The organism is Nocardioides agri (assembly GCF_013778305.1).
Classification (GTDB): domain Bacteria; phylum Actinomycetota; class Actinomycetes; order Propionibacteriales; family Nocardioidaceae; genus Nocardioides; species Nocardioides agri.
Genome location: NZ_JACEIC010000002.1, coordinates 1,093,100 through 1,104,657, shown reverse-complemented (window position 1 = coordinate 1,104,657; position 11,558 = coordinate 1,093,100). Strand labels below are relative to the sequence as shown.

At 71.2% G+C, this 11,558-nt stretch carries 11 protein-coding genes; all 11 read left to right on the top strand.

Annotation, left to right across the window (positions count from 1 at the left end; translation table 11 throughout):
• Positions 1 to 29: 29 nt before the first annotated feature.
• The 11 genes from HZF07_RS24390 to pcrA all read left to right on the top strand — a co-directional run bounded on the left by HZF07_RS24390 (position 30) and on the right by pcrA (position 11,558).
• Positions 30 to 1,136 (top strand): methyl-accepting chemotaxis protein, encoded by a 1,107-nt coding sequence (locus HZF07_RS24390; RefSeq protein WP_309504685.1) that lies wholly within the window; start codon positions 30 to 32, stop codon positions 1,134 to 1,136.
• 42 nt (positions 1,137 to 1,178) lie between these two features.
• Positions 1,179 to 2,768, top strand: coding sequence for a methyl-accepting chemotaxis protein (locus HZF07_RS09845; RefSeq protein ID WP_157341282.1), 1,590 nt, complete (start codon positions 1,179 to 1,181; stop codon positions 2,766 to 2,768).
• Positions 2,768 to 4,396: a methyl-accepting chemotaxis protein gene (locus tag HZF07_RS09840; RefSeq protein ID WP_157341279.1), complete on the top strand. Its 1,629-nt coding sequence runs from the start codon at positions 2,768 to 2,770 to the stop codon at positions 4,394 to 4,396. The genes HZF07_RS09845 and HZF07_RS09840 overlap by 1 nt, the downstream gene beginning before the upstream one ends.
• 100 nt (positions 4,397 to 4,496) lie before the next feature.
• Positions 4,497 to 5,387, top strand: a complete 891-nt coding sequence (locus HZF07_RS09835) for a hypothetical protein (RefSeq protein ID WP_157341277.1) — start codon at positions 4,497 to 4,499, stop codon at positions 5,385 to 5,387.
• Between the two features lie 98 nt (positions 5,388 to 5,485).
• Positions 5,486 to 6,577, top strand: coding sequence for a protein-glutamate methylesterase/protein-glutamine glutaminase (locus HZF07_RS09830; RefSeq protein ID WP_157341275.1), 1,092 nt, complete (start codon positions 5,486 to 5,488; stop codon positions 6,575 to 6,577).
• On the top strand, positions 6,574 to 7,413 hold the full coding sequence (locus HZF07_RS09825) for a CheR family methyltransferase (RefSeq protein ID WP_181645006.1): 840 nt from the start codon (positions 6,574 to 6,576) through the stop codon (positions 7,411 to 7,413). The genes HZF07_RS09830 and HZF07_RS09825 overlap by 4 nt, the downstream gene beginning before the upstream one ends.
• Positions 7,398 to 7,790: a response regulator gene (locus tag HZF07_RS09820; RefSeq protein ID WP_157341273.1), complete on the top strand. Its 393-nt coding sequence runs from the start codon at positions 7,398 to 7,400 to the stop codon at positions 7,788 to 7,790. The genes HZF07_RS09825 and HZF07_RS09820 overlap by 16 nt, the downstream gene beginning before the upstream one ends.
• Positions 7,787 to 8,236, top strand: a complete 450-nt coding sequence (locus HZF07_RS09815; protein ID WP_157341271.1) for a chemotaxis protein CheX — start codon at positions 7,787 to 7,789, stop codon at positions 8,234 to 8,236. The genes HZF07_RS09820 and HZF07_RS09815 overlap by 4 nt, the downstream gene beginning before the upstream one ends.
• A 41-nt stretch (positions 8,237 to 8,277) precedes the next feature.
• On the top strand, positions 8,278 to 8,640 hold the full coding sequence (locus tag HZF07_RS09810) for a response regulator (RefSeq protein WP_157341269.1): 363 nt from the start codon (positions 8,278 to 8,280) through the stop codon (positions 8,638 to 8,640).
• A 5-nt stretch (positions 8,641 to 8,645) separates the two neighbouring features.
• Complete coding sequence (locus HZF07_RS09805; protein ID WP_157341267.1) at positions 8,646 to 9,116, top strand: hypothetical protein; 471 nt, start codon at positions 8,646 to 8,648, stop codon at positions 9,114 to 9,116.
• Positions 9,117 to 9,161: 45 nt separating this feature from the next.
• Positions 9,162 to 11,558, top strand: coding sequence for a DNA helicase PcrA (gene pcrA / locus HZF07_RS09800; RefSeq protein ID WP_157341265.1), 2,397 nt, complete (start codon positions 9,162 to 9,164; stop codon positions 11,556 to 11,558).

Genomic DNA, 11,558 nt, shown 5'->3' with positions numbered 1-11,558 from the left:
CGCCCCAACGCAAAGAGAGAACTGTCCCTGTGAAGAAGAGCTTCCTGAAGATCATCGTCGCGAGCGCGCTCGCCCTGGTGGCTGTCGACGCGGTCGCCCTGTCGGGTGCCTCCGCTGCCGCGGTCGTCGGCGCCTCCGTGGTCGGCTTCCTCGTGGTGCTCGTCGCCTGCAGCGGTCTCATCAAGAGCCTCCAGAGCGGGCTGACCCCCCTCGGCGAGGTTCTCTTCCACTTCGCCGGTGGCGACCTCTCGCGTCGGGTCCCGGAGACCGCGTCGGGCGAGCTGCTCTTCCTGCAGCAGCTGCTCAACCAGGGCATCGAGTCGGTCAACAACGTCATCGGGACCGTCTCCGGCTCCGCTGACGCGGTGGCGGCGGCCTCGGAGGAGCTGTCGGCGTCCTCACAGCAGATCGCGTCCGGTGCTCAGGAGACGGCCGTCCAGGCCGGGGTGGTCGCCGGTGCGGCCGACGAGGTCTCGCGCAACGTGCAGACCGTCGCCGCCGGTGCGGAGGAGATGGGGGCGTCGATCCGGGAGATCGCCGCGTCGGCCAACGACGCCGCCCGCGTCGCCTCGGAGGCCGTCGGCATCGTCGAGACCACCAACGTGACCGTGGCCAAGCTCGGTGCGTCCTCGCAGGAGATCGGCAACGTGGTCAAGGTGATCACCTCGATCGCCGAGCAGACCAACCTCCTCGCGCTCAACGCCACCATCGAGGCGGCGCGTGCCGGCGAGGCGGGCAAGGGCTTCGCAGTCGTCGCCAACGAGGTCAAGGAGCTGGCCCAGGAGACCGCGCGGGCCACCGAGGACATCGCGCGTCGTGTGGAGGCCATCCAGGCCGACACCACCGGTGCGGTCGAGGCGATCGAGCAGATCTCCACGATCATCACGACCATCAACGACTACCAGCTGACCATCGCCTCGGCGGTGGAGGAGCAGACCGCGACCACCAACGAGATGTCCCGCAACGTCTCCGAGGCCTCGACCGGTTCGGGCGAGATCGCCACCAACATCAACGGCGTCGCCTCCGCTGCGGACACGACCACCAACGCGGTCAACCAGACCCGTGCCGCCATCGACGAGCTCGCCGTCATGGCCGCGACCCTGCGCTCGGAGATCGCTCGGTTCACTCGCGCCTGAGGGCCACCTGCCCGAACGGCCTCACCACAGAGGTAGTCGCTCATGTTGAAGAGATTCACCTGGACCGTGCGTCGGCGCCTGCGCCTGATGCTGCTGATCAGCGCGGTCACTGTGATCACGGTCGGCGGGTTCGCCCTCTCCGGGATCGTCCGGCTGGACGGTGCTGCCGATGACCAGGCGAAGCTCGGTCGCGCGGTCGCGCTGATCACCCAGCTGGAGGCCTCCTCCGTGCAGCTGAGCAACGACGCCTACCAGGCCGCGACGTTGGGCAACCCCTCGTCCGCCGCGACCATGTTCGAGGACGACCAGGCTGACCTGGCGGGCACGATGGAGCAGCTGGTCGCCCTCGACCTCGGTGACACCGTGGCGCTGGACGCCCAGAAGACCGAGGCGTTCAGGGCGGCGTTCACCACGTACGCCGAGCGGGTGGGCAGCGTCATCGAGATGGCGCAGACCAACCAGTCGGGCGCTCGGGGGTCCATCGGCCAGGTCCAGAGCATGGGCGACCAGCTCGGTGCCCAGGTGACCGAGGCCGTCGACGTGATGAACGACGCGGCCTCGGACATCGAGGACGAGCGCGAGGCGCTCGTGACCCAGGTGCTGTGGTCGACGATCCTGGTCGGCATCCTCGGCCTGGCCGCGATGACCTTCGGTGCGCTGCGCATCTCGAGCTCGATCACGCGTCCGCTCGAGTCCTCCGTGAGCGTCCTCAAGGCGTTCGCCGAGGGTGACCTGTCGCAGCGGGTCGAGGAGCGGTCCTCGGCCGAGCTCGGTGAGCTCGAGCGGGCCCTCAACCAGTCGATCGGCGCGTTCGACGGCATCGTCGGCTCGGTGGTCGGCTCGGCCGACGCGGTGGCGGCGGCCTCGGAGGAGCTCTCGGCGTCCTCGCAGCAGATCGCCGCGGGCGCGGAGCAGACCTCGGTCCAGGCCGGCGTGGTCGCCGGTGCGGCGGACGAGGTCTCGCGCAACGTGCAGACCGTCGCCGCTGGTGCCGAGCAGATGGGGGCCTCGATCCGCGAGATCGCCGCGTCGGCCAACGACGCCGCCCGCGTCGCCTCGGACGCCGTCGGCATCGTGGAGACGACCAACGTCTCGGTCGCCAAGCTGGGCGCGTCGAGCCAGGAGATCGGCAACGTGGTCAAGGTGATCACCTCGATCGCAGGCCAGACCAACCTGCTGGCCCTCAACGCGACCATCGAGGCTGCGCGTGCCGGGGAGGCGGGCAAGGGCTTCGCGGTCGTGGCCAACGAGGTCAAGGAGCTCGCGCAGGAGACCGCGCGGGCCACCGAGGACATCGCCCGCCGGGCCGAGGCCATCCAGGCCGACACCACCGGTGCGGTCGAGGCGATCGAGCAGATCTCCACGATCATCACCCGGATCAACGACTACCAGCTGACCATCGCCTCGGCGGTGGAGGAGCAGACCGCGACCACCAACGAGATGTCCCGCAACGTCGCCGAGGCCTCGACCGGCTCCGGCCAGATCGCCACCAACATCAACGGGGTCGCGACCGCCGCCGGGACCACCACCACCGCTGTCAACCAGACCCGTGCTGCCGTCGACGAGCTGGCCGCGATGGCCCGCACGCTGCGCAGCGAGGTGTCCCGCTTCAGCCGAGAGAAGGTCGACTGATGACTGAAGAGTTCGTCGGCACCCGGGCCTCCAGCCACGTGCTGATCCGGTGGTTCCGCGACACCAACGTCAAGCCCAAGATCATGATCAGCGTCGGCCTCACCGCCGCGTTCGCGGTCGCGATCGGGGTGATGGGCATGTGGTCGATGAGCGGCTCCGTGCACCAGGCCGAGGGGCTCTACGCGAACAACGTCCGTGGCGTGAGCGCCGTCGCCGACATGCACACGGCGATCCTCGGGATGCGGATCGACGCGCGCAACGCTGCCCTCGCGCTGCAGGACGGCGACAAGATCTCCGCGCAGGACCAGCTCGTCGTGCACTACGCGGCCTACCAGGAGGCGGCCAAGACCTACGCCGGCACCGGTGCGGTCGAGAAGGCCCGCGCGGCCGAGCTGTCGGAGGCCGTCGACGCCTACATGGCGTTGCAGCAGGACACCCTCCTCCCGCTGGCGATGGACGGCGAGACGGAGTGGTGGTGGGTCAAGAACGCCTCCACCGGCACCCCGATCACCGAGAAGATGACCGAGCTGGTGGAGAAGCTCACCTCGCAGGAGAACAGCGAGGCCGAGGAGGCCGTCGCTGCCGTCCGCGGTGCCCACCGCGCCAACCAGATCACCGCGATCGCGCTCCTCGTGGTCGGCATCGGCCTGTCGCTCTTCCTCGGCTGGATGGTCGCCACGGCGACGGCGAAGCGGGTCACCCGGGTCCGCGAGGTCCTGGAGGCCCTCGCCGACGGCGATCTCACCCAGCGTGCCCACCTGGACTCCGGCGACGACGTCGGCGTCATGGGCGCTGCGCTGGACCGCTCTCTCGACCGGTTCCGCGAGCTGATCGGCTCGGTCACCGGCTCGGCCGACGCGGTGGCGGCGGCCTCGGAGGAGCTGTCGGCGTCCTCGCAGCAGATCGCTGCGGGTGCCGAGGAGACCGCCGTCCAAGCCGGTGTCGTCGCCGGTGCGGCCGACGAGGTCTCGCTCAACGTCCAGACCGTCGCCGCGGGTGCCGAGCAGATGGGGGCGTCGATCCGCGAGATCGCCGCGTCGGCCAACGACGCCGCCCGCGTCGCCTCGGAGGCCGTCGGCATCGTCGAGACCACCAACGTCTCGGTCGCCAAGCTCGGTACGTCGAGCCAGGAGATCGGCAACGTCGTCAAGGTGATCACCTCGATCGCCGAGCAGACCAACCTCCTCGCGCTCAACGCCACCATCGAGGCGGCGCGTGCCGGCGAGGCGGGCAAGGGCTTCGCGGTCGTCGCCAACGAGGTCAAGGAGCTCGCGCAGGAGACCGCGCGGGCCACCGAGGACATCGCGCGTCGTGTGGAGGCCATCCAGGCCGACACCACCGGCGCGGTCGAGGCGATCGAGCAGATCTCCACGATCATCACCCGGATCAACGACTACCAGCTGACCATCGCCTCGGCGGTGGAGGAGCAGACCGCGACCACCAACGAGATGTCCCGCAACGTCGCCGAGGCCTCGACGGGCTCCGGCGAGATCGCCACCAACATCACGGGGGTATCGGCGGCGGCGCAGTCCACCACGGCCGCCCTCGCGCAGTCGCAGGGCGCGGTCGACGAGATGGCCCGCATGGCCACCGAGCTCCGCGACGTCGTGGGCTTCTTCAAGGCCTGAGCAAGGCAGACGCAAGGCCGGGTCCCGCTCGTCGGGGTCGGGCTACGATCGACCCCGTCCGGACCTTCCGGGCGGGGTCGACGCGTCGAGGGAGCGGGCGATGGGCTACTCGGTGGTCGGCGCGCCGGCTCTGGGCTTCGACCTGGCCCGCCTGCCTGGCGGCAGTCAGGTGGCCGAGGTGCTGCGGGTCGCGATCGCGGCCTCACCCGCCGAGGTCGAGCGACTCGCTGACTGCCACCCGGGCGCCGGGGCGCGCGAGCAGTGGCGGCAGGCGTGCGCCGACGCCGCGGCATCGACGAGCTCGATGCGCGACGCGCTCCCGCTGGCCGGTGCCGCGATCGACGAGGCGGCCGCGGGGGAGACCGCGCTGCTGCGCCGCCTCGAGACCAGCCTGCTCGGCGACGCGGACGCCCTCGACCGCTTCGTGCGCCACGACCTCCTCGACTGGACCTGGCTGGCCAGCGGTCCGGTCGCGGTCCAGGACCCGGGGGCCGCGCTGGCCGCCGACGTGCTCGTCGACGCCGCCACCAGCGCCTACCTGCGTGAGGAGCTGCCCGGCGAGCTGCGCCGGGCCATGGCCGCGCCGTACGTCCGCGCGGCACTGCCCGACGACGGCAGCACGGTCACCGTCGGGCTGCCCGAGGTGGATGCCCGGCTCGCCTCGGTCGCCGGCAGCGACCACCAGACCCGGTCGGCCTGGCGCCGTGTCGTCGACGAGCTCCGGGTGCACACCGCGCAGTGGGCACCGGCGATGCATCAGGCGACCTGGGCGCTCTCGCTGGCGGAGCGGCTGCGCACCGCCTGCGACGCCCAGCTCGCGGGCGTCATCGCCTTCGACCGCGGCGGCTTCACCGCCCACGACGCGGCGTACGGCGTGTGGAACGCCTGGGCCGGTGTCGTCCAGGCGTCGGCCGTGAGCGACCTGCTGCCCGCCGCGGACGCGGCCGTGCTCCTGCGGCCCTGGCGCGCCGTGCACCCCCACCTCGACTGATGCGCATTCGTCACCTGGGCGCGCTCAGGAAGTCGGCGTCGCAGCCGATCTGATCATCGCCTGCCGCGGGGGTAGGCGTTGATGTGAGGACGTTGTGCATGACCCGGATCCGGGTGCTTGTCGTCGATGACTCGGTGGTGATCCGCAAGCTGGTCTCTGACCTGCTGTCTGCGGATCCCGACATCGAGGTCGTCGGCACGGCCGTGAACGGTCGAGCGGGCCTGCAGAAGATCGCGATGCTCGATCCAGACCTCGTGACCATGGACGTCGAGATGCCTGAGCTCGACGGCATCGAGACGGTGCGCCGGCTCCGTGCCTCCGGCAGCCGAGTCCCGGTCATCATGTTCAGCACCCTGACCGAGCGGGGCGCGGCGGCGACCCTGGACGCTCTCGCCGCCGGCGCGTCGGACTACGTGCCCAAGCCCGCGAACGTCGGCAGCGTCGGCCGCTCCATGGAGCAGGTCCGCGAGGCGCTGATCCCGCGGATCAAGTCACTGGTGCCTCGCCGCGGCCACCCGGTCCCCGCGGGTGCGGTGCCGCCGCCGGTGGCTGCGCCGGTGCCGCTCCGCGCGCCGGTCGCGCGTCCCGCCGGGAGCTACCGGCTCCTCGTGATCGGGTGCTCGACCGGTGGTCCGGAGGCGCTCGGCACCCTGCTCGCCGGCCTGCCGCCGCTCCCGGTGCCGGTCGCCGTGGTGCAGCACATGCCGCCGCTGTTCACCAAGCAGTTCGCGGCCCGGTTGGACCGCCAGCTCGACGTCGAGGTCACCGAGGCCGCGCACGGCCAGGAGCTCCGGCCCGGCACGGTGTGCATCGCGCCCGGCGACTTCCACCTCGAGGTGGTGGGCGACTCCCAGCGCCTGGTCACCCGGTTGACGCAGGACCCGCCCGAGAACTTCTGCCGCCCGGCCGTCGACGTGCTCTTCCGCAGCGCCACCGGTGCGGTCGGCGGTGCGGTGCTCGGCGTCGTCCTCACCGGCATGGGCTCCGACGGCGCCCGCGGGTCGCGCACCATCGTCGACCAGGGTGGCGCGGTGCTCGCCCAGGACCAGGCCACCTCCGTGGTGTGGGGGATGCCCGGCGCCGTCGCGACCGCGGGGCTCGCCGAGCGGGTCCTGCCGCTGCGTGACCTCGCCCCGGAGATCGTGCGCCGGCTCGTCCCGAGCTCTGCCGGCACGGCGGTGGCCCGGTGACGATCAGCTCCTCGGCCTTCACCTTCGTCCGTGAGCTCGTCCGCGCCGAGAGCGCGATCGTGCTCGAGCCGGGCAAGGAGTACCTCGTCGAGTCGCGCCTGGTGCCGCTCGCGCGGGCGGCGGGCCACCCCGACGTCGACGCGTACGTCGCCCAGCTGTCGACCCGCCGGTCGCCGGCGGCGCTCAAGCAGGTCGTCGAGGCCCTGACCACGAACGAGACGTCGTGGTTCCGCGACACCGACCCCTACACGACGCTGCGCGAGACGATCTTCCCCGAGCTCGCCCGCAACCGCCCGCGCAAGCAGCTGCGGGTGTGGGCCGCCGCGTGCTCGAGCGGCCAGGAGCCGTACAGCATCGTGATGACCGCGATGGACACGCCGGCGCTCGCGGGCTGGCGCGTCGACGTCACCGCCACCGACCTCTCCGAGGAGATGCTCGAGCGGGGACGGCGCGGGGAGTACTCCCAGCTCGAGGTCAACCGAGGCCTTCCGGCCACGACCCTGGTGCGACATTTCGAGCGCCAGGGCCTCAACTGGCGGATCAACCAGTCGATCAGGGAACGTGTGGAGTTCCGTCACCTCAACCTGACCCGGCCGTTCCCGCCGATGGGCCAGTTCGACGTGGTGTTCCTGCGCAACGTGCTCATCTACTTCGACATGCCCACCAAGCGTGAGGTGCTCCAGCGGGTCCGCCAGGTGCTGGCGCCGGACGGCCACCTCTTCCTCGGAGCGGCGGAAATGACCATGGGCGTCGACGACGCCTGGGAACGGGTACCCGCCGGAAGGTCGTCGGTGTACCGGATCAGAGAGGAACAGCGCACATGCGTGCCCTGGTAGTCGACGACTCACGAGCGATGCGTCGGATCGTCACCCGCATCCTCGAGGACGCGGGCTTCGAGGTCCTGGAGGCCGGCGACGGCCAGGAGGCCCTCGACGTCCTGGCGGCGCAGGAGACTCCGCCGGAGCTCGCCTGCGTCGACTGGAACATGCCGGTGATGGACGGCCTGACCTTCATCAACCACGTCCGCAAGCAGCCCCAGTGGCGCGCGACCACCCTGATGATGGTCACCACGGAGAGCGAGCAGAGCCAGATCGTCCGAGCGCTTGCGGCCGGCGCCCACGAATACCTCATCAAGCCGTTCACGGGTGAGGCCATGCTGGAGAAGCTCGACCTGCTCGGGCTGCTCCCCACACCGGTAGGGGACCAGACGTGACCAACGGAACTGCGCCCGACAACGCGCTCGTGCTCGCCGCGATCGAGCAGGTGTGGGGCTCGATGCTCTTCGCCAGCGCCGACCCGTGGCCGGCGGACCGGCCGGCCGAGTTCGGCAGCGGCGTGCAGGCCCAGATCGAGCTGCGCGGCGACTGGAACGGTCGGCTGGTGCTGACCTGTGACCGCGACGTCGCGGCCCAGATCGCCGGCGCCATGCTCGGCTGCGGGCCCGAAGAGGTGCTCCCGGACCTCGACGTCCACGACGCCGTGGGCGAGGTCCTCAACGTCGTCGGCGGTAGCGTGAAGGGCGCGCTCGACGGCGTGTCCGCACTCGGTCTGCCGGGAGTCGCTCCCTGCACTGCGCCGCCCGCACAGGGTGAGTGCATGGTGGTCTCCTGGCGTGACGCGCCCGTGTACGTCCAAGTCGTCCCCGACGCCGCGGCCTGACCGGCCACGTCGAGCTAGAACAAGGAAAGAACTCGAGAACCATGAAGATCCTCATCGCAGATGACAGCAAGGTCATGCGACAGATCGTGCTGCGCACCATGCGCCAGGCGGGCTTCGGGCACCACGACTTCGTGGAGGCCGCGGACGGTGCCGAGGCGCTCGACAAGGTGGCCAGCGACGCCCCCGACCTGGTGCTCTCCGACTGGAACATGCCCAACAAGACCGGCATCGAGCTGCTCCGCGACCTCCGCAGCGGCGGCAACGAGGTCCCGTTCGGCTTCGTCACCTCCGAGGGCTCGGAGGAGATGCGCGAGACCGCGAAGGCAGCCGGCGCGATGTTCCTCATCGCCAAGCCCTTCACGTCCGACCACTTCTCGGACGCGCTCTCCGGAATGCTGGGCTGATCGCGATGCTGCCTGATCGCAAGGCCGTCAAGGACCTGTTCGAGGGGCTGCTCGGTCGCGACGTCGCCGTCGCGGGTGGCAAGCCGGTCGACGTCGGCATCCCGAAGCCCGTCGTCGCGTCGTACGTCGACGACGGTCACCGGCTGCGCGCCGTCGCCGTCATGGACCTCGCGCTCGCGGCTCGCTGCGGCGCGGCGATCGCGCTCGTGCCCAAGGGCGCGGCCGACGACTCGATCGAGAACCAGCTGCTCGCGCCGAACCTCTTCGACAACGCCTCGGAGATCTGCAACGTCCTGGCCGCCACCCTCGGCGACGCGCTGGACGTCCACCTCCGTCTCTCGATGAGCTACGCGCCGAGCGACCCGCTCCCGCCGCAGGTGTTCAACACCGCCACGCAGCCGGCCGCCCGGGAGGACCTCGAGCTGGAGATCGCCGGCTACGGCCCCGGCGGGCTGTCGGTGGTCATCGCACTCTGACCGGGGCCGTCCCTGGGGGAGGGCGCACGTAGGCTGGGCCGCGAGATGAGCACGTCGATCCCGCTGCCCGGCCTCGAGCCCGTCCTGCCCGCCCGCCGAGGCCCCAGCAGGGAGGAGCTGCTCGCCGGGCTCAACGACCCGCAGCGCGCCGCCGTGACCCACGAGGGCACGCCGCTGCTCGTGGTCGCCGGCGCCGGCTCGGGCAAGACCCGGGTGCTCACCCGCCGGATCGCCTGGCTGATCTCGGAGCGCCGGGCCCACCCCGGCTCGATCCTCGCGATCACCTTCACCAACAAGGCCGCGGCCGAGATGAAGGAGCGCGTCGAGGACCTCGTCGGCAAGCGTGCCCGGATCATGTGGGTCTCGACGTTCCACTCCGCCTGCGTGCGCATCCTCCGCAAGGAGATCGAGAAGCTGGGCTACAAGTCCAACTTCTCCATCTACGACGCCGCCGACCAGAAGCGCCTGATGACGCTGGTCTGCAACGACCTCGACCTCGACCCGCGCCGCTACCAGCCGGGCGCGCTGCTGCACTGGGTGTCCAACCACAAGAACGAGCTGCGCGACGCCGACGACGTCGCCGCCGACACCCACAACAAGCTCGAGGAGACGTACGCCGCGGCGTACACCACCTACCAGCGCCGCCTCCGCGAGGCCAACGCGCTCGACTTCGACGACCTCATCATGCTCACCGTCCACCTCTTCGAGCAGTTCCCCGAGGTGCGCGAGACCTACCGGCGCCGCTTCCGGCACGTGCTCGTCGACGAGTACCAGGACACCAACCACGCGCAGTACGCACTCATCCACCAGCTCTGCGCCGACCAGCCGGAGGACACCGACCCCGACGCGGAGCGGGTCGAGCCGGCCGAGCTGATGGTCGTGGGTGACGCGGACCAGTCGATCTACGCCTTCCGGGGCGCCAACATCCGCAACATCCTCGACTTCGAGCAGGACTTCCCCGACGCCACGTCCATCCTGCTGGAGCAGAACTACCGCTCCACCCAGACGATCCTCACCGCGGCCAACTCGGTGATCGGCCACAACAAGGGCCGCAAGGAGAAGCGGCTGTGGTCCGACGCGGGGGAGGGTGAGCGGATCGTCGGCTACGTCGCCGACGACGAGCACGACGAGGCGCGGTTCGTCTCCGGCGAGATCGACACGCTCACCGACGCGAAGGCCTATCGGCCCGGCGACGTCGCCGTCTTCTACCGGACCAACGCGCAGTCCCGGGTGTTCGAGGAGGTGTTCATCCGGCACGGCATGCCCTACAAGGTGGTCGGCGGCGTCCGCTTCTACGAGCGGCGCGAGGTGCGCGACGCGCTCGCCTACCTGCGGATGCTGGTCAACCCGGCCGACCAGGTCTCGCTGCGGCGGATCCTCAACACGCCCAAGCGGGGGATCGGCGACCGGGCGGTCGCCTGCGTGCAGGCGCTCGCCGACCGCGACCGGACGACGTTCTGGGAGGCGCTGCGCCGCGCGCAGGACGCTCCCGGGCTCGCGACCCGCTCGCTGGCCCAGATCCAGGGCTTCGTCGCCATGGTGGAGGAGCTCCAGTCCATGGTCGACGGGGGAGAGCGACCCGATGTGGTCCTGGAGGCGACGCTCGCCCGCTCGGGCTACCTCACCTGGCTGGAGGAGAGCGACGACCCGCAGGACGAGACCCGGCTGGAGAACCTCGCCGAGCTCGTGGCGGTCGCCCGCGAGTTCGCGGACGACCCGCAGGCCGGGCCGTCGGCCGACCCCGCCGACGTCGAGGCGGGGACCGTGGCCCCCGGGCTCTCCGACTTCCTGGAGCGGGTCGCGCTGGTCGCCGACACCGACCAGATCCCCGACGACGACCCCGACGACTCCGGCGTGGTCACGCTGATGACCCTGCACACCGCCAAGGGCCTGGAGTTCCCGGTCGTGTTCCTCACCGGCCTCGAGGACGGCGTCTTCCCGCACGCCCGGGCGCTCGGCGACCAGCCCGAGCTCGAGGAGGAGCGCCGGCTCGCCTACGTCGGCGTCACCCGCGCGCGCGAGCGTCTCTACCTCTCCCGCGCCGTCGTGCGCTCCGCCTGGGGCGCGCCCTCCCACAACCCCGGATCGCGCTTCCTCGACGAGCTGCCCGTCGACCTGGTCGACTGGCGGCGCACCGAGGCCGCCCAGACCAGGTGGAGCCGTCCCGACCTGTCGGGCGGCCAGCGCTTCGGCGAGCCGACCGCCGCCGGCCGCCGCAACTTCTCGGCCGCCGCCGTGCGCGCGGACGCCGCTGCGCGGGCCAAGCCGGCTCGGGAGATCCCGAGCCTCGAGCCGGGCGACCGGGTCCTGCACGACGCCTTCGGCATGGGGACGGTCGTGGCGCTCGAGGGCGTCGCCGACAAGGCCGTCGCCTCGATCGACTTCGGCTCCGAGGGCGTCAAGCGGCTGCTGCTGCGCTACGCGCCGGTGGAGAAGCTCTAG